We start from the raw sequence: 18,831 nt of genomic DNA, 5'->3' as shown, positions 1-18,831 counted from the left end.
GATGGCACAAAAGAGAAAAGATAAAGCTAAAAAGAGAGTTGTTGCTGTTAGTGCTGTGGGTCAGGCTCACATCAGGGCATCATTCAACAACATTATCATATCCATGACCAATGAAACCGGTCAGGTTATCAGCTGGGCTTCAGCAGGTAAGATGGGTTTCCGTGGATCTAAAAAGAACACTCCGTATGCGGCTCAGGTCGCAGCACAGGAATGTGCTCAAAAAGCTTACGACCTAGGCCTTCGCAAAGTAGAAGTATTTGTAAAAGGTCCGGGTTCTGGAAGAGAGTCTGCTATTAGAACTATCCAAAATACAGGTATCGAGGTTACAATGATCAAAGATGTGACTCCACTACCTCACAATGGATGTAGACCACCGAAAAGAAGAAGAGTTTAAGATATTATAAATAGTTATAGATAATGGCAAGATATACTGGGCCTAAGACTAAAATTTCAAGAAGATTCGGAGAGCCAATCTTTGGAGCAAGCAAAGCGCTTCAGAAGAAGGCTTATCCTCCCGGACAGCATGGACGTGGAAGAAGAAAAAAGCAGTCTGAATATGCTATCCAGCTAGCTGAAAAGCAAAAGGCAAAATACACGTATGGTGTGCTTGAGCGTCAGTTTGCTAACGTTTTTGACAAGGCTTCAAGAAAAAGCGGAATAACAGGTGAAATCTTACTTCAATTATTAGAGTCAAGGTTAGATAACACTGTATTCCGATTAGGTATTGCGCCTACAAGAAGAGCAGCAAGACAATTGGTTTCTCACAAACACATTACAGTGAATGGAGAGCTTGTCAATGTGCCTTCTTACACTTTAAGAAATAATGACGTGATTGGCGTAAGAGAGAAATCAAAATCTCTTGAAGCCATTACTGATAGCCTGGCATCTAATGCCAGAAGCTATTCTTGGTTGGAATGGGATTCTGCTAGCATGTCTGGCAAGTTTTTAAATGCTCCTTCTAGAGAGGAAATCCCTGAAAACATCAAGGAACAGTTAATCGTCGAATTGTACTCTAAGTAAACACTCAAAAAATAAGATATATGTCTATCCTAGCATTTCAAATGCCGGAAAAAGTGGTAATGGAAAAAGCAGATGATTTCCATGGCCTCTTTACTTTCAAACCCCTTGAAAAAGGATACGGTGTTACTGTCGGTAATGCTCTAAGGAGAATTCTTCTCTCTTCTTTGGAGGGTTATGCGATCACAGGTGTAAAAATCCCTAGTGTATTGCACGAATTCTCTACCATCGAAGGAGTTGTAGAAGATGTGAGTGAGATGATTTTGAACCTTAAAATGGTTCGATTCAAGAAAATTGAAGATGTAGCTGATGGTTCAATCACCGTGACAGTTTCTAACATGAAGAAACTAACTGCTGGTGATTTAGCTAAAGCAACTACCTCATTCGAAATCCTTAACCCGGAACACGTAATCTGTAATCTGGATGAGTCAGCTAAGTTCGAAATGGAACTGACTATCGAGAAAGGACGCGGGTACGTAGGAGCAGATGATAACAAGCCTGCAGATCAAAACTTCGGCTTTATCGCTATCGATTCAATCTTTACACCCATTAAGAATGTAAAGTATAGCGTAGAGAACACAAGGGTTGAGCAAAAAACGGATTACGAGCAATTAACGCTTGATATCGAGACTGATGGCTCTATTCACCCTGAAAATGCATTGAAAGGTGCAGCAAACATTTTGATTCAACACTTCATGTTGTTCTCAGATCAGAATATGATTCTGGAAACGCAGGAAGCTGGTGAGCCAGAGCAGGTAGATGAAGAATTACTACACATGAGAAAGATGCTTAAGACTAATCTTAATGATCTTGATCTTTCAGTGAGAGCTTACAACTGCTTGAAAGCTGCTGATGTTAGAACACTGGGAGACCTTGTTTCTCTTGAGATTTCTGACATGATGAAATTTAGAAACTTCGGTAAGAAGTCACTTGCTGAATTAGAGCAATTGGTTTCTGATAAAGGTCTTACTTTCGGTATGGATCTTGGCAAATACAAATTGGAGGAAGAATAATGAGACACGGAAAGAAATTTAACCACCTTGGTAGAAAGACTGCACATAGAAGTGCAATGCTTTCGAATATGGCTTCTTCTCTTATCATTCATAAGAGGATTAACACAACTGTGGCTAAGGCGAAAGCACTTAGAAAATACATTGAGCCTATTCTTACCAAGTCAAAAACGGATGATACTCATTCAAGAAGAGTGGTTTTTTCCTATCTACAGGATAAGGAAACTGTAACTGAGCTTTTCAACAATGTTGCTGGTAAAATAGCGAACAGGCCAGGTGGGTATACTCGAATTATTAAGACCGGCGCAAGACTTGGTGATAATTCGGAAATGTGTATGATGGAACTTGTTGATTTCAACGAGTTGCTATTGAGCGAAGCTGATGCTGGAAAAGCCAAGACCAGAAGATCTCGACGAGGTGGAAAGGCGAAAGCTAAAACTGAAGAGCCTAAAGCAGAAGCTGTAGAGGTGAAAGAGGAGGCAGTGGTAGAAGCCGAGGAAGTGAAGAAAGAGCCAAAAGCCGAGGAAGTAGAAGCGAAGGCGGAAGAAGCTGAGGAGCCAAAAGCAGAAGCTCAGGAAGAAGAAAAAGAAGATAAAAAAGAGAAAGAAGATTAAGTGTCTTTTCACTTAAAAAATAAAAGCCATTCACCATTTAGTGAATGGCTTTTTTATTGCCCAATCCATAACTATTTTTGCTCCCCAGTATGAAATACCCTACCCGTAAAAAAGCAACACTTTTACTTCAGGACGGCACCACTTTTACTGGACACTCCATTGGCAAAGAAGGTACTTCAGGCGGAGAAATCTGCTTCAATACCGGAATGACCGGATACCAGGAAATCTATACGGATCCGTCTTATTTTGGTCAGATCATCGTAAATACCACCTCACATATTGGTAATTATGGTGCGTTAAACTCAGAAGTGGAGAGTGATAAACCAACCATAAAAGGATTGGTAGTAAACGATTTCTCTAAAATCTATAGCAGAACTAAAGCCACAGAAAGCTTACAGGAATTCCTGGAGCGTAATAATACGGTTGGCATTGGTGGTGTAGACACACGAAAGATCGTACGTCACATCCGCACAAAAGGAGCGATGAACGCCATTATCTCCTCTGAACTTGAGGGAGAGGCTTTGCAGGCAGAGCTTGATAAGATTCCGAGTATGGAATCGTTGGAGTTGTCTACCAAGGTTACAACCAAGAAAGCCTATGAGCTGGGGGAATCAAATAAAGGTTTCCGAGTGGCCATACTTGACTTAGGAATTAAGAGGTCAATACTTAAGAACTTAACCGATCGTGATTGTCATTGTAAGGTATTCCCTGCGGAAACCACTTTTGAAGAAATGGAAAAGTGGAACCCTGATGGATACTTCATATCAAATGGACCCGGTGACCCTGCAGTAATGGATTATGCATCTACTACTGTAGCAGAAGTAATTGAAAAGAATAAGCCTGTTTTTGGAATATGCATGGGAAGCCAGATACTAGCTAAAGCAGTGGGTATTCCAACCTACAAAATGCATCACGGGCACAGAGGACTGAATCATCCGGTAAAAAATTTAAGAACGGGGTTAAGTGAAATCACTTCGCAGAATCACGGTTTTGCAGTTGAAATGGAGGCGTTAAGTAAATCTGATTTTGCAGAACTGACGCATATTGACCTTAACCATGATACCGTTGAGGGTCTGCGACTTAAAAATAAGCCGGCATTTGCTGTACAGTATCATCCGGAATCATCCCCGGGACCCAATGATTCTACCTATTTATTCGACGATTTTATCCAACTAATAAAAGAAAATAAGTAATGAGTGTTATCGAGAGTGTTTTTGCTCGACAAATCATGGACTCCCGAGGGAATCCAACTGTTGAAGTAGAGGTAATTACTGAAGATGGTTACATCGGAAGAGCTGCAGTACCGTCTGGAGCCTCAACTGGCGAACATGAGGCCGTGGAATTGAGAGATGGAGATAAGTCTCGATACATGGGCAAAGGAGTGCAGAAGGCGGTAGATAATGTGAATGAAATCATCGCCCCGGAGATTGAAGGGCTATTGGTGGTAGAGCAGGCATACATCGATCAGTTAATGATTGAACTGGATGGGACGCCAAACAAATCAAAGCTTGGTGCTAATGCTATTTTAGGTGTGTCACTTGCGGTAGCTCATGCAGGAGCAGACGCATGTCAGCTTCCACTGTACAGATATATTGGAGGAGTTAACGTAAAAACGCTTCCGGTACCAATGATGAATATCATCAATGGAGGATCTCACTCTGATGCTCCGATAGCATTCCAGGAATTTATGATCCGACCTGTCGGAGCACCAACTTTTACGGAAGCATTAAGAATGGGAGCGGAAATATTCCATAACCTGAAAGCGATTATCCATGATAAAGGATTGAGTACTGCGGTAGGAGATGAAGGTGGTTTCGCACCAAATTTTGAAGGAGGAACTGAAGAAGCACTAGAAAGTGTGTTGGCTGCTATTAAAAAGGCAGGATACAAACCTGGTTCTGACGTTACTATCGCTTTGGATTGTGCTTCATCAGAGTTCTTTTCTGATGGTGTGTATGATTACAGCAAATTTGAAGGGCCAAATGGTGCTAAAAGAACAAGCGCTGAACAAGCCGAATACCTGGCGGAATTAGTAAGTAAATATCCGATCGATAGTATTGAGGATGGCTGTGATGAAAATGACTGGGAAGGATGGAAAATGGTGACTGCAAAGATTGGAGACAAATGTCAGTTGGTAGGGGATGACCTGTTGGTTACCAACGTGAAGTTCCTCGAGAAAGCAATTAAAGAAAATGCTGCAAACTCCATCTTGATTAAAGTAAATCAGATTGGGACTCTTACGGAGACACTTGATGCTATTGAGATGGCACATAAAGCAGGATGGACTGCTGTGGTTTCACATAGATCAGGTGAGACCGAGGATGCGACGATTGCAGACATTGCAGTAGCAACAAATGCGGGTCAGATCAAGACGGGATCAATGTCACGCTCTGATCGTATGGCGAAGTATAATCAGTTGCTTAGAATAGAAGAAGAGCTTGGTGATGTATCCATCTATCCAAGTAATAAATAATAGAAGACGAATCAATTAAAGCCTCCATCCGGAGGCTTTTTTGTTTCAAAATGAATTTGGTCACCTGTCAAGGTCTTCCAGATCACTTTTCAGACGCTCGTTACCCAGTGCTTTTTCAGTCAATTTATACATGCGATCGTCACGTCTTTCTTTTCTCAATAAAAGATTAGCCGCAATCAGGCCGTATGTCATGGTTCCCTTGGCCCCAACACCCGACATGCCGCCGACTAAAACCGCATTTTGGTCAAATTCACCAGTTGCTAAAGGCACGTTTGCTACATACGGCACTTCTGATTGGGTGAGTGAATAGACACACGAGTACCCTTTATGTAGTTCAAGGTCAGTTATTTCCACCTCCAGCTCACTCATCTTAAGGTATTCGATGAGCTCTTTTTTGCTCCATTCCACCTCTTCTTCAGAAACTGGGACTTTCCATACCTCATTGAGGTTTTCGATTGGCGTTCGTTTAAAATGGCCACCAACCTTTAGAATTGGAATGCCATCCGAATCTAATTGTTCGATCATGGAATAAAATAGTTCATCATTCAGTTTGATGATCGGAAATCCATCGCGAAGCTTATTCTTTTGCTCTTCACTCCAGCGTTTATAAATAGCAGGTTTGATCTTGAGAAAAGTAAGAAACAATCGACTGGGTGTGATTAACTGATTGATGACAGGACAGATCTCATTCAACAACTGTCCACTATATGGACCTGCTGCCACTACAATCTTTGGAGCTTCTATGACCTTTTCCGTTTGGTTTTTAGTGTCAAGAATTGTTAGGTGATATCCCTCGTCAATTCGTTTCAGCTGTTTTACTTTTTGATTGTATTGAACTTCATTGCCAGAGTAGGTAATGGCTCTATGTAGCTTTTGAATTAATGCACGAGGATTCATCGTTCCTGAGTATTTTCGATACTCACGGATGGTTTGTAACAAATCAGGAAGGTGTAATCCAAATTTTGTTCGGGCGGTCTCTGAATCCGGTGCAAATGCAAGACTATCGCCTGACGGATGAGCTAGTGTATCGGGCTTGTCAAGGTTCAATACCGCAATCTCCTCTGATGTCTGAGGGTAGAAGATGTAGGTAACCGGACTCGTTCGGTAAATATCTTCCATGGAATGGGTCTCGAGCTCATGCTCATTCAGAAAATCAATTAGCTGTTGCGTTTCCTTTATTCCTTGGATCTGCAGGTACGCAAAGATGTCATCTTGGGGTCCCAGACTTCTTGAAATACGGGACTCACCATGGCTGGACCCTGAGGTATAGATGGTGTCTTGCTGCTCAAGCAAAATCACTGATTCCCCTTGCTGAGCTAGCTGCCATGCCGTGGCACTGCCCATCAGTCCGCCTCCAATGACAATAGTAGGATTCATTTCTTGTCTTGTCTGACAGGAAGTAAAAGTGTAAATCGCATATAAACAAATAATCCATTGCGTCATAACGTAAGATGTGGAATTCAAGGGAGGCATTTCTGGTTTATGAAGAAACAAGTTCATCCTTTAGCTGTACGATTTCAGCCAAATCCTGCATCTCTTTTTTGATCCCCTTCCTAATTACAGTAATTAATATGATGGCACCAATCACGTACCCTACATCCATAATGATCATCCAAAATAAATCAATGTATACGCTGAACTCCGGAGTGAGCATGTAGAATCCAAGGGTATAGAGACTAACGATAGAGACAGTAACCGGTCCGTGAATTTTTCTCCTGAACTGATAGAACTGCAATGAGCTGTTCACACTACTAATTGCATGTTCGGTCAAATCAATTTGTCTTGACCTGAATGAACTTATCAATTCAATGACTATTCGGAGTGCCAGCCCACCAATCATAAGCGCTACTCCAATTTTGCTAATCAGGTTCTGAAAAGATGTGACGTAGAAAAAGAATGCGGAAATCATAATGAGCGTCAAAGTCAGGATTAGCATGTTTCCATAGTGTGCGTAAAGCACGCTTTTTTTGTTCTGCTTTGCTCTTTTGATAACCTCATCGATCTTAATATCACTTTTTTGGGCAGTGGATTTGGCATCCACCCACTGGTTTTTCAATTTGTCAAATTCGTCAGTCATAATTCATTAAATTTTTAAGTCTCTTTTTTATTCGGTGGATTTTTACACGAAGGTTAGATTCTGAAATACCCATCACCTCTGCGATCTCCTCATATTCAAGTTCATCCAAAACCATCATGATGATCAAACGGTCCACCTTTCCCAGCTGATTGATTGCGTGATACAATTCGCTGCTTCTTTCTTCATCAGTCGTATTATTACTATCCGCTACATCACTTTCAAGCGAGCCGATTGACACATGGGTGTCTCGTTTTTTCTTGCGATGGTATTGAAGGCAGGTATTTATGGTAATCCGATAAATCCATGTTTTGTACGATGACCTGCCCTCAAATTTCCCCATCGCATTCCAGGTGTTGATAAAGACCTCTTGTGTCAGGTCGCTGGCTACATCCTGGTCTCCGCTCACAAACCCCAGACACATTTGAGCGACCATGGGTTGATACTGATCAAAGATTGATTGAAAGCTTAGTTGAATGGTTGTGCTCATTTAGCAAGAAAACTATTCACTTTTTCATAAAACCACTCCTCTTTATCGAACATGATGAAGTGTCTGCTGTTTTCGGCAATCAGAATCTCTTTGTTAGGTACCCGATCGAACTGCTTTTCCATTGTTGTTTTAACCGTTTGGGCATCTGGAAAGGATGCTGCAATCACCAAGGTATTTGCAGTTATGGTTGCAATGGATTCCTGAATATCCAGTTTTAGAAGATCTGTATAACCATACACATACGTTTTTCTATCCGCATCCAGGATCCACTGGGTCAGCGTCTCCACTTTATCTTCTCTAAAAGTCATGTATTTGGCCATCATGCTGGCATTTTGCTTGAAAGCTTCATCAGTCATGGCTAGCATCTGGTCGTTGTATGGACTTTCATATTGCAACTGATCGGCAGACACTCCGGGCATCATAACCTCACGCATGCACGGCAACCCATCCACAACAATCAATCGCTGGACTCGGTCCGGTAGTGCAGCGGCTATATCGGCACCAAGTGTACCGCCCATGCTATGACCAATAATATTTAGGTTTTTGAGATCTTCTTTAATGATATAGTCGATTAATTCATCTTTAATCGTTTTATACCATGGCATCTCAATCGCTTCAATGCCATTAAAACCGGCATATGAGATGACATGATTTTCGAATGTACCGTCTAAATTTTTTATGGTCTCCTCCCATACTGAGCCCGGATTCGTAAATCCAGGGAGGAATAGAATGGGATCTCCATTACCTGATTTTTCAACTTTAATTGCTGGTCCCGCGATGGTGGCCATGGATGCGGAAATAATTGTAAGTGTTAATAATATTTTTTTCATATTCTTTTTTTGACCCTTAGATGCAGGCCCATTTGAATTGTTACACCCATGAAAAAAAATATTTCCTATAACTATAAAAATAGTTGTATAATTATAATTATAGTTATAGTATTGTGTCATGAAGGAATTGACCAAAGCAGAGGAGCAGCTAATGCATTACCTCTGGTTACTAGAAAAAGCATACCTTAAAGACATTGTGGAGCAATATCCGGATCCTGCTCCTGCATATACGACCATATCTACGGTGGTAAATGTGCTCGTTAAAAAAGGGTTCATTGGTTTTAATACACACGGAAAGGCACGAGAGTACTATCCCATCATATCGAAAGAGAAGTATACTCAGCAGTCTATGAATGGCTTGATGAGTAGTTTTTTTGATAATTCTACAAAGAAATTTGCTTCCTTTTTCACCTCACAGAAAGACCTTTCTGTAGAGGAGTTAAGGGAAATACGGAAACTCATTGATGAACAAATAGCCCAACGAAAATCATGAATGAAGTGGTTGTTTATCTGCTGAAAGTCATTGCCATCCATGGCTTATTGTACCTGTTCTACCGACTGGTATTAAGAAATACAGGTCAGCATACATTTAATCGTGGGTATTTGATTCTGGCCCTGTTTGCTGCTTTTTTTATTCCTTTCATAGAAATATCCGTTCCTGAAACAGTCCATCCAATAGATGATGAGGGTTCAGTTATCACGTGGTTGTCTGAACCAACAGCCGGAATCGAAGAATTTGAGTTAATTCCTGTCCAAAAAGATGCTGCAAATTCGTATTGGTTTTTGATACCCTGGTTTTATTTGGGTATCGCCATGATCTTATTAGTGCGGTCTATTTTCTATTTGGCTGTTCTCTCGCGATTAAAAAGGCATTCTGAGTATGTCAAGAAGCCTTGGTTTAAACTTTTTAAAATATCACAGGATCGTCCGTTTAGTTTTTTCTCTAATGTGTTTATGCCGAAATCACTTTTTGGCACAGATGCATTTGAGCAGATATTGGCGCACGAGTGTGAACATGTTAGGCGATATCATTCGATAGATCGCCTGTTAATGGATTTTGTTGTTTCGCTGTTTTGGTTCAATCCCTTCATTTACTTGTATCGAAATGCGCTCATTGAAATCCATGAATTCCAGGCTGATGAGGTGGTACTCAATCGATTTAAAGATCCGGTTGGATACCAGGAAATTTTATTTTCTCAACTTCAGTCAGCCCAATATTCAGGTTTGGTGAGTCATTTCAATTTTTCAATGATTAAAAAAAGGATTGTAATGATGAACAAAAAACAAAAAATGTCAGGGTGGCTCTATTTGCTTGCTCTGCCCGTACTCTTTTCTATAATTTTTGCTTTCTCCGGAAAAGAACACAGTACTTCAATTGAGGAAGTAGGAACAGAAATAGCTGATATGCTAGGGCCAGTAAATACACTTAGCATACCAAATTTAGACTTTTCTGTAAATAAAAAAACAGATCAGGATTCGAGTGAACCCTCTATAATGCCGGTCAGAAGCAAAGATCAGGTGAGGTTGTCTTCGGGTTTTGGAATGAGAATGCATCCGATATATAAAGTTCGGAAGATGCACCTAGGAACAGATTTCGCTTGTAGAGAGGGTTCCGAAATAATCGCTACCGCTGACGGTGTAGTAGAAAAGGTAGAAGCGAGGACAGATGGATATGGAAAGCTGGTTGTAATCAATCACGGAAATGGGTTCAAAACCAGATATGCACAGCTTTCTTCATTTAAGATAAAGCAGGGCGATCAGGTGAAGAAGGGTGATTTGATTGCACTATCTGGGAATAGTGGTTCTTCTACAGCGCCGCACCTCCATTATGAAATACAAAAAGGAGATAAGCGAGTAGATCCAATGGATTACATAACGGACTTTAAACCTAAACCGGTAATCAGAGAAATCAAGGTAGATGATGGTAAAGCAGAGAAAAAGGAGAAATTTGAGGGTCAGCAAATGATGACTGCTGAGTTAAACATCATTGAACGAAAACTAAAAATGAGGCTTGAGGGAATAGAGATAGAACGAAATCGAAAGCTTGAATTAAAGGAGATGGAATTACAGCAGGCAATGGCGAATCCTGGTTTATCTGAAAAGCAAAAAAGTCAAGTAAAGAAGGGATCCATTGCCGAGGCTCAAAGGATTGAAGATGAGCTCTTGATGAAAGCAACAGAAGCAAGGGAGATGGCAGTAAAGGAAACCGAGCAGGTTAGACTCAAGTATCTGGCAAAAGAGGCGGCACAAATGGCTCAAACTGAAATAATTAGAGCGAACGAGGCGCTAAGACGCACCACAGAAGAGGAAAAGAGAGCTTATCAACTACAACAGGAGGCAGAAGAAAAAAGACAGATCGAAGAGAAGATTCGCATGGAGAAACTCCGATTCCAGGATGGGAAGCAAGATGAAAATGGCACTCGCATAACATTAGATGGAGGAAACGCAGGTCAGAATCCGTTATTCGTGCTTGATGGGGAAGTTGTAAAGAATATTGAAAATTTATCTCCTGACGACATAAAAAGCATCAACGTACTGAAAGGAGAGAGTGCCAGGAAGCAATATGGAGAAAAAGGAAAGGATGGGGTAATCGAAATCTTTACCAAGGATAAGAAAAAAGATAAGTCTAAGAATAAAGAGAAAAATAAGTCAAAATCGAAGAATAAATCGCTTTAATTACTTTCTTAAGATTTTATTTACTTGATCCCGATAGGATTGTCCTATCGGGATTTTTGTTTCTCCAAGTTTTATTTGATTTCCTTCGACATATTCCAGCCTGTCAATGGATATAATAAAGGACTTATGAACCCTTAGAAATGAAGCGGGGAGTAAGTCTTCAAGCTTCCTCAATGTTTCGCTGATAATGAGCGTCTTATCTATCAGATGGGCCTTTACATAATCGCCAATAGACTCAAAATATTGGATTTGATCATGGCTTACTTTGTGCATTTTTTTATCTGCCTTTAGCATGATGAATTCTCCATGCGGAGTATCAGGAGATTCCAATTGCACCTTATTTACAGCTTTGACAAATCTCTCAAATGAAAATGGCTTCAGGAGATAATCCACAGCTTCAAGCTCAAAACCCTCAACCGCATGGTCCGCATAGGCGGTCGTGAAAATCACCTTTGGTTTTTTGGATAGAGATTTAAAGAAATTGATGCCGGAAAGTTTCGGCATATTAATGTCCAGAAATAACAAATCAATTGGCTTTTTATTGATCCATTCCAGCGCCTCTAGTGCATCAGAGCAGCTACACACCAATTGGAGAGAGGGAAGGTCTGCAACGTACGATTCCAGCACTTCCCGTGCGAGTGGCTCATCATCAATAATTAAGCACTTAATCATTTCCAGTCAATTTTAATTTTTACTTCGAATTGCTCAGAGGTCTCGTTTATTTCTAAATGTGCATTTTCTCCATAGATTAGATGCAGGCGTTGCTTTACATTTTCGAGTCCAATACCTCCATACTTATCCGACTCGGAGTGACCAACTTTTCCCTTGTTGTTGATAATATAGAAATCTAATTTTTCAGAGGTGTTGGTTAAGCTTATTTTAACGTAATTCTCCTCCTTGCTCCCCTTAAAGCCATGCTTAAAACTGTTTTCGATAAGTGGGAAAAACAACAGTGGAGCAATTATTCTGTTTTCCAGATCTCCTTCGGTTTCGAAGGTGATGTTTTCACTTTCGCTGATTCTAAGTTTTTGTAGGTCGAGGTAATCATTGATGGAATCTACCTCTTTGGAAAGAGGCACGTCTTCGGACACTTCATAAATCATGTACCTCATCAGATTAGAAAGCCGAAGAATGGCGTCAGGTGTTTTGTCGCTTTTCTTACGCGCCAGGGAATACATGCTATTCAAGCTATTGAATAGAAAATGTGGATTGATCTGCATTTTAAGTGAATTCAACTCCAGCGATAGCTTTTCTCTTTCTATTTGCTGAAGACGATACCAGGATTTGGACAGTTTCAGTAAGGTCGTCAACACCCAATATATGCCAAAGATGGTGATGAGGACGGACATGTCTGTGAACGAAACAATGTAAAAAGCGGTAGAAAGCGCCTGAGGGAGGGCAGGAATAATGATTTCAAATAGCAACTCATGTATGAAATAAGCCAATCCTAAATTGAATATACCAAGTAGCAGGAATGGAAAGTATTGCTCTTTTTGTAGGAATTTGGGCACCAAATACCTGATATTGATATACACCAATATCATCAACGGGATGTGGAAGAAACCAGCGTATATGAAGTCGATTATCTTGATTATCCCGGAAATGGAGAAGTAGCTTCCGATGGTATATAGTGACAGCACCCAGAATATGAGGTGCTGTAACCATTTCTTTGATAGAATCTCTTTGATCTTTCTCATCACAGAGCAGCTCTTTTGTAAGATTCAGTATGATCAAATACGGATTCATCGTCTGCATACTTGTCAAAAAACTTTTGCAATTCCTTTGGTTGAGCAGTAATCAAAATTGTGCCCTCCACATTTTCGTGGCGCAATCGAATTAGGTTGCTTTCAAATAAATCATTCAGCTTATCCAGGTCAAAATGAATCATCGTGAATTCATCCTTTGAAATCTTGACTTTATAAAAAGTATGCACTGGGAAATAGTTGTCAAAAAAGTTTTCCGAATCATATTCAGTAATAGGATAAAGGTCCATAAAGATATCACCACCGATATCTACTAAGTGAGCAGAATAAGATGTTTCAGTGCCCTTTTTTGTGTCAATAACGGTCATGCGATAGCTTTTTTCTTCGTAAACACTAATGCTGCCTTTATATTCAATGTCTTGCTTTTTCACAGTTGCAGATGCTTTTTCAATTAATTTTTCTGCAAACTGAGTTTCGTTGGAATCTTTGTCTTCTTCCTCCTTTGACATTCTTTGAAGCATTTCCTCCCTGATAATATGCTCATCATAAATGGTATCTCCATTTATTACCATGGAAATTGGTTCATCTGAGCTCATTGTAAACCCTTCTTTGATTTCTATTGAATATTTGTATTCTTCATCTGCAGCATCTTTTTCTTCTTCATTTTTTGATTCAAACACCATATATGAATCATCACCAAGATCCCATTTCCCGAGTAATTCCTTTTTAAATATCAGCGTATCCTCTGTATAAATGGGGAAAAGGGAATAGACACATGAGTTTAGCATTATGGCTATTATGCTTAAAATAATGATTGATCTCTTTTTCATAGTTGTATTGATTTTGATAATGACTCAAAAGTGATCCACTAACAAAGTAGACAAAAATATTATCTGTGAACACACAAAATTTCGGGGTGAACCATAAAAAAAGCCCTCTTTAGAAAAAGAGAGCTTTTAAAAAAGTTTTAGTCTTCTCTATCGATACAGGTATTCGAAGAGACCAGTAATCACCTCAGAGGCTCCTATGTATATCCCTACTCCATAGGTAACGTGTCTTACCGAGAGGTTTTGGATCGCATACGGAAGTCCACCAATATTCATAATGGTAAATGCGGCACCAATGGTAAGGGCAGAGGCTAAACTGAGATATACATTTCCGGAAAGGATAAGCGTAACAACTCCTATGAGCAAAACGACAAAGCTGCTCATGATCACTTTCCTTAGGTCGAGTTCTGCAATTTTTTTACTGATTAGGAATCCCCCAATCGCACAGATACCCAATATGCTAAATGAAATAATACTTCCACTTACTGCAAATGAGGCAAATCTTTCAGCGAAATATTCTGGTAGGAATTCAATAAGAAAAGCTTTTCCTACCCCTAATAATAAACCAATGGTCAAGATTGCCAGGTAGGAAACCACTGATTGACTTTTTACCCGATCATTTTTCATTAAGTCTGTCTTTCGTTGAAGCACCTCATCACGTGAAACCCGATGAAATATATAGCCAGAACCGCCTATTAAAATACCGCCAACCACGAATGTTAATGTATCTCCAAAAAATGTGACCAATGATACGACAACCGGCTCTAGTGCATAAAGTAGTTCTGTTACAAGAAAAAGCACACCTACAACTATAGGAAGCTGCTTGGCAGGTGCAAATGCCTCAATCATTGAATTAGCCGGGCTGATAAATAAATTCATACAGATAAGCCAGATCACGATCATGAAAGGAATAATCCCACTTACATCCATGATATGTGATGTACCAACTAAGGTTGCCACCACCATGAAAATCATGGCTGTTGCACCAATTCCCACCGAAAAGATGATCATGTACTTTCCATCTTTTTTCATAATACGATCGGCTAACCAACCTGCAAGAGGTGGTATAGTGACCAGTATGATTGCTTTCGCTATAATCAGAAAATCAACTAGGTGGGTTATTCCCAGGTTTTCCATCAGAACGGGTTGATATTCATGATATGCAATCCAACTGATGACAACTGCTGCATTTAAAGCCGCCAGGCTATATACTTCTCTCCATTTGAGAGTTTTTGTGTTATTATTTGTCATAAAGTTTGCTCTTGGTTATATAGATGTATGTACATACGAAGAATTGAGCTCGATTGGTTTTTCATGTAATTCCACAATTGTTGAATTTAGAATAATTCGATGATGAAACCTATTATGGATATCGCTAAACAAAGGGGAGAATAAATCTGAGAATCTTTCTTAGCAAACTGTGTTGTCGTTATTTTTTTAAAGAATCCAACATACTTAAAGTCGCCGATAGCTCGAAAGAGAAAAATGGATGGTATTAGCCAGCTAGCAATATTTATGGCCCACTCAGGTAACTGGAAATCGATTATTTCCACTTTAATCAGATAAAAAATCCCAAAGAACAACAAACCTAACCCGACTATAAGGCTATCTTTTTTGCCAGGTTTAATCACCCAATCTCCAGCTTCAGTTTTTGGAATAGCTTCGTCATGCCACTTGCGACTTCCAAGAGCCCAGCTAAAGTGTATCAGAGATAGCACTAGAAATGTGCTTACGAGAATTATGGTTGCGATCATGGCACAAAAATTTGGTTTAAAAATAGTCGTTCTCTCTTACTGATCTTTAATCCTGATGGATGTTGTCCCTTAAGCTGACGTTTGCTTTGATTGAAAAGCGGAAATACTTCAATTTTTGCATCCTAAACGAAATCGAATGAGTCAGTACCAATCTAAATCCCCAAAAGAAGCTGTATCAATAATTAAATCTGGAGAATCGATTTATATCCATACGGCGGGAGCTGCTCCTCAAGCGTTGATCAATGCATTGACAGATCGGGGGGATGAGCTGAAGGATGTTACGATATATGGCCTGCATACCGAGGGTGCGGCTCCATACGCCGATGAGAAATACACTAATTCCTTTAATGTAAAGGTACTTTTCGTTGGGCCAAATATGCGGCCGGCAATCAACGAAGGAAGAGCTGAATTTATTCCGAGTTTTTTAAGTGAGGTTCCGCTAATGTTTAGAAGTGGAGTCTTGCCTCTTGATGTTGCCCTAATCCAGGTATCTCCTCCAGATAAACATGGTTTTTGTTCACTTGGCATATCGGTTGATGCTACAAAAGCTGCGGTTGATGTAGCCAAAAAGGTAATCGCACAAATCAATCCCAAGATGCCAAGAACACACGGTGATGGGTTGCTGCATATTAGCAAGTTTGACACGTTTATTGAGTACGAAGCTGATTTGCCAGAAATACCTCCGCATGAAATTTCCGATGTAGAAAAACAGATTGGAAGGCACGTTTCTGGAGTTATTGAGGATGGTGCCACATTGCAGATGGGGATCGGAGCTATTCCTGATGCGGTTTTAAGCTGCCTAAACGGTCATAAGGATCTGGGTGTGCATACGGAGATGTTTTCTGATGGTATACTTCCATTGGTTGAAAGTGGCGTTATCAATAACAAATTTAAGCCGAGACATCCTGGTATTATAGTTTCCGGATTTTTATTGGGGTCAAGGAAGTTGTATGATTTTGTGGACGATAACCCAGGGGTGAGGATGTTGGATATACAATATGTGAATGATACTTCAGTCATCAGAAAACTACCCAAAATGACGAGTATTAATAGCGCCATTGAAATCGATATTACCGGACAGGTTTGTGCAGATTCAATTGGCACGAAAATATACAGCGGAGTGGGAGGTCAAATGGATTTTATAAGGGGGGCATCACTATCGCAAGGAGGGAGGCCAATTATAGCCTTAAGTTCTACCACGTTAAAGAATGTTTCCAAAATCGTTCCTACCCTAAAGACGGGTGCTGGTGTGGTTACAACAAGGGCTCACGTGCATTATGTTGCAACGGAATTTGGAATTGTAAACTTATATGGGAAAAGTTTAAGGGAACGGGCAAAATTGCTAATTGATATTGCTCACCCGGATCATAAAGAAGAATTAGAAAAAGCTGCTTTTGAGCGATTCAGAACGTGAATTCATATGAACCTATTTGTTTAGATACTTCATTAAAACTTGCTTAATGGTTTCCGACTTAATGGGTTTTAATAAATAGTCACTCATACCAACTGCCAGACATTCTTCTTTACTCTTTTTCAAAGCATTGGCGGTTAGTGCAATAATGACAGGTTTATGTAACTCCCCTTTGTAGTGTTCAGATATTCTTTTTGATGCTTCAAATCCACTTATATCAGGCATCTGGAGGTCCATAAAGATGATATCATAAAATTTACTAGTTGCTTTTTCAACCCCTTCTGTACCATTTATAGCCAGGTCTACATTTGAGATATTCAAGGTCTTTAAGATTTTATTAGCAACTAAACGATTTATTTCAATATCCTCGACGATAAGCACTTTTAATTCATCCATCCCCGGCACCTCTATTTTGTCAAAAGATGCCAAATCATCTTCATGTGCAATTCCGAGTGGTAGGGTAAAATAAAAATTAGATCCTTTCTTAGGTTCTGATTCAAATTGGACGTGACCGCCCATAAGGCTTACGAGTCTTTGTACTATGGTCAACCCGAGTCCTGAACCTTCATATCCATCCCTATCCGAAGCTTTGTAAAAAGTTTCGAACAGGTAAGGCTGTTTTTCTTCTGCTATACCAGCTCCTGTATCCTGTACACTGAACCTCACTGAAATCACATCTCCTGTTTGGCCCACCACCTCGACTCGCAAAGTGATACTCCCTTTCCAGGTAAACTTTACTGCATTATTAAGCAGATTTATGAGTACCTGACGGATTCTAGAAATATCACCTTTTAGGTATTGAGGTAATTTTGGATCTACATCAAGTTTAATTTCCAAATTCGGATTGTTGCCGGCTCTTTTTTCGAAGATTTTCCAAATGGCGTTTAATTCATCTGTAGACGAAAAGGAGTTCTTGGTAAGTTGAAGCTTCCCAGCTTCGATGATTGTTAGATCCAAAACATTACTGATAAGGCCATGTAGGATGTTACTGCTATATCCCAGACTCTCTATCAACTCTCTTTGCTCTTTATCCAGATTTGTGTTAGACAACAATTCGGTCATTCCTACTATGCCATTTAACGGAGTTCGCATTTCATGCGAGATGGTTGCTAAAAATGTGGATTTGGCTCGATCAGTAGATTCGGCATTCCTTTTCTCTGATTCAAGTTCTTTATTTCTTTTTCTCAATTCGCGTCTATCATCAATAAATGTCCGCTTAAAAATGTAGAGACAGATTCCCATGATGACCAAAGAGGATAATGTAGCAATTGTAAGATCCTGCATGAGTAATTCAGCGTTCTCATAGGTAGCAGCCAACTCAGGGTTGTTAATTTCATAGATCGTTAGCCCTAATACCAAACCGAATGTCACTATTATAAAGGCTAAATAATCCCGCAATGGAAGAACCAGTAGACCGGACAGATATACAAGAGCGAGAAAAGTGGGAATTGCCGCTTTTATCCCGCCTGAGGGAAACCACGAAATACCAATTAAAAACAAAATGAGGTAATAATAGGTGATTGAGATAGCCCTAAACGTATTACTTCTTTTAAGAATGAAGTAGAGAGTGGAATAAATAAATACACCTCCTGTATAGATGGATTGAATAAAAAGATCGTAACCAATAATGAATCCATAGATTGACCAAAACAGAAACACGAGGACGGTTAATGCCAATGTTGTTTCAAATAGTCGTTTTTCAATCTGGATCGATCGGTCAGTGGCAGGTAAAATATGTTTAATCCGCAAATTCAAAGCTATTTCTCACTCGGAGTGAAGTTAAATTAATTAACGGTAAATATCCGATCAGTTCCTTTTTCATTAAACCAGAATGATAAAACCTACCTTTTTCTCAAATTGAGAATTGAATTTTCACAATGGAATTATGAAGACCTTGAAAGTTTGTCCTAGATGTCTCTATGGATGATTTTATTATTTGGAATACTCTTGGT

At 39.8% G+C, this 18,831-nt stretch carries 19 protein-coding genes; 9 read left to right on the top strand and 10 right to left on the bottom strand.

Annotated elements, in window-relative coordinates; translation table 11 throughout:
• Window position 1: 1 nt before the first annotated feature.
• The 6 genes from rpsK (at window position 2) to eno (ending at window position 5,114) form a co-directional block, all read left to right on the top strand.
• Window positions 2-394, top strand: coding sequence for a 30S ribosomal protein S11 (gene rpsK / locus ACO05G_RS12870; RefSeq protein WP_348283859.1), 393 nt, complete (start codon window positions 2-4; stop codon window positions 392-394).
• Window positions 395-417: 23 nt separating this feature from the next.
• Entirely contained in the window at window positions 418-1,020 is a 603-nt protein-coding gene (rpsD, locus tag ACO05G_RS12865) for a 30S ribosomal protein S4 (RefSeq protein ID WP_348283858.1), read from the top strand.
• Window positions 1,021-1,040: 20 nt separating this feature from the next.
• The gene (locus tag ACO05G_RS12860; RefSeq protein ID WP_348283857.1) at window positions 1,041-2,030 is read left to right on the top strand and encodes a DNA-directed RNA polymerase subunit alpha; all 990 of its coding nucleotides are present in this window, start codon (window positions 1,041-1,043) and stop codon (window positions 2,028-2,030) included.
• The gene (gene rplQ / locus ACO05G_RS12855) at window positions 2,030-2,641 is read left to right on the top strand and encodes a 50S ribosomal protein L17 (protein WP_421763149.1); all 612 of its coding nucleotides are present in this window, start codon (window positions 2,030-2,032) and stop codon (window positions 2,639-2,641) included. The genes ACO05G_RS12860 and rplQ overlap by 1 nt, the downstream gene beginning before the upstream one ends.
• Window positions 2,642-2,730: 89 nt before the next feature.
• On the top strand, window positions 2,731-3,834 hold the full coding sequence (gene carA / locus ACO05G_RS12850; RefSeq protein ID WP_421763148.1) for a glutamine-hydrolyzing carbamoyl-phosphate synthase small subunit: 1,104 nt from the start codon (window positions 2,731-2,733) through the stop codon (window positions 3,832-3,834).
• On the top strand, window positions 3,834-5,114 hold the full coding sequence (gene eno, locus ACO05G_RS12845) for a phosphopyruvate hydratase (protein WP_421763147.1): 1,281 nt from the start codon (window positions 3,834-3,836) through the stop codon (window positions 5,112-5,114). The genes carA and eno overlap by 1 nt, the downstream gene beginning before the upstream one ends.
• 60 nt (window positions 5,115-5,174) lie before the next feature.
• Here eno and ACO05G_RS12840 read toward each other — a convergent pair whose 3' ends face one another.
• The 4 genes from ACO05G_RS12840 to ACO05G_RS12825 form a co-directional block, all read right to left on the bottom strand.
• Window positions 5,175-6,491, bottom strand: coding sequence for an NAD(P)/FAD-dependent oxidoreductase (locus ACO05G_RS12840; protein ID WP_421763146.1), 1,317 nt, complete (start codon window positions 6,489-6,491; stop codon window positions 5,175-5,177).
• A gap of 103 nt (window positions 6,492-6,594) precedes the next feature.
• Window positions 6,595-7,191, bottom strand: a complete 597-nt coding sequence (locus ACO05G_RS12835) for a hypothetical protein (RefSeq protein WP_421763145.1) — start codon at window positions 7,189-7,191, stop codon at window positions 6,595-6,597.
• Window positions 7,184-7,678, bottom strand: a complete 495-nt coding sequence (locus tag ACO05G_RS12830) for an RNA polymerase sigma factor (RefSeq protein WP_421763144.1) — start codon at window positions 7,676-7,678, stop codon at window positions 7,184-7,186. Before ACO05G_RS12830 ends, ACO05G_RS12835 begins: the two co-directional genes overlap by 8 nt.
• On the bottom strand, window positions 7,675-8,508 hold the full coding sequence (locus ACO05G_RS12825; protein ID WP_421763143.1) for an alpha/beta fold hydrolase: 834 nt from the start codon (window positions 8,506-8,508) through the stop codon (window positions 7,675-7,677). The genes ACO05G_RS12830 and ACO05G_RS12825 overlap by 4 nt, the downstream gene beginning before the upstream one ends.
• A gap of 118 nt (window positions 8,509-8,626) precedes the next feature.
• On the opposite strand from ACO05G_RS12825, the gene ACO05G_RS12820 reads away from it, so the two are divergent.
• Both ACO05G_RS12820 and ACO05G_RS12815 read left to right on the top strand, forming a co-directional pair.
• Entirely contained in the window at window positions 8,627-9,001 is a 375-nt protein-coding gene (locus ACO05G_RS12820; RefSeq protein ID WP_421763142.1) for a BlaI/MecI/CopY family transcriptional regulator, read from the top strand.
• Window positions 8,998-11,184: a peptidoglycan DD-metalloendopeptidase family protein gene (locus tag ACO05G_RS12815; protein WP_421763141.1), complete on the top strand. Its 2,187-nt coding sequence runs from the start codon at window positions 8,998-9,000 to the stop codon at window positions 11,182-11,184. The genes ACO05G_RS12820 and ACO05G_RS12815 overlap by 4 nt, the downstream gene beginning before the upstream one ends.
• On the opposite strand, the gene ACO05G_RS12810 is transcribed toward ACO05G_RS12815, so the two are convergent.
• The 5 genes from ACO05G_RS12810 to ACO05G_RS12790 form a co-directional block, all read right to left on the bottom strand.
• Window positions 11,185-11,856: a LytR/AlgR family response regulator transcription factor gene (locus ACO05G_RS12810; protein ID WP_421763140.1), complete on the bottom strand. Its 672-nt coding sequence runs from the start codon at window positions 11,854-11,856 to the stop codon at window positions 11,185-11,187.
• Window positions 11,853-12,881 carry a sensor histidine kinase gene (locus ACO05G_RS12805; RefSeq protein WP_421763139.1) on the bottom strand — a complete coding sequence of 343 codons (1,029 nt, stop codon included), beginning with the start codon at window positions 12,879-12,881 and terminating at the stop codon, window positions 11,853-11,855. Before ACO05G_RS12805 ends, ACO05G_RS12810 begins: the two co-directional genes overlap by 4 nt.
• Entirely contained in the window at window positions 12,881-13,717 is an 837-nt protein-coding gene (locus ACO05G_RS12800) for a hypothetical protein (RefSeq protein ID WP_421763138.1), read from the bottom strand. Before ACO05G_RS12800 ends, ACO05G_RS12805 begins: the two co-directional genes overlap by 1 nt.
• A gap of 147 nt (window positions 13,718-13,864) precedes the next feature.
• Window positions 13,865-14,965, bottom strand: coding sequence for an MFS transporter (locus tag ACO05G_RS12795; RefSeq protein ID WP_421763137.1), 1,101 nt, complete (start codon window positions 14,963-14,965; stop codon window positions 13,865-13,867).
• 86 nt (window positions 14,966-15,051) lie between these two features.
• A complete protein-coding gene (locus ACO05G_RS12790; RefSeq protein ID WP_421763136.1) occupies window positions 15,052-15,468 on the bottom strand; it encodes a DUF3995 domain-containing protein in 417 nt (138 codons plus the stop codon).
• 136 nt (window positions 15,469-15,604) lie between these two features.
• On the opposite strand from ACO05G_RS12790, the gene ACO05G_RS12785 reads away from it, so the two are divergent.
• Window positions 15,605-16,882, top strand: coding sequence for an acetyl-CoA hydrolase/transferase family protein (locus ACO05G_RS12785; RefSeq protein WP_421763135.1), 1,278 nt, complete (start codon window positions 15,605-15,607; stop codon window positions 16,880-16,882).
• A gap of 12 nt (window positions 16,883-16,894) precedes the next feature.
• Here ACO05G_RS12785 and ACO05G_RS12780 read toward each other — a convergent pair whose 3' ends face one another.
• Window positions 16,895-18,628 (bottom strand): ATP-binding protein, encoded by a 1,734-nt coding sequence (locus ACO05G_RS12780; protein WP_421763134.1) that lies wholly within the window; start codon window positions 18,626-18,628, stop codon window positions 16,895-16,897.
• Window positions 18,629-18,831 lie beyond the last annotated feature (203 nt).

Origin of the sequence: Ekhidna sp., assembly GCF_965227465.1 — a bacterium.
GTDB lineage: Bacteria > Bacteroidota > Bacteroidia > Cytophagales > Cyclobacteriaceae > Ekhidna.
The sequence above is the reverse complement of the archived record's forward strand: the minus strand, read 5'-3'. Positions and strand labels throughout refer to the sequence as shown.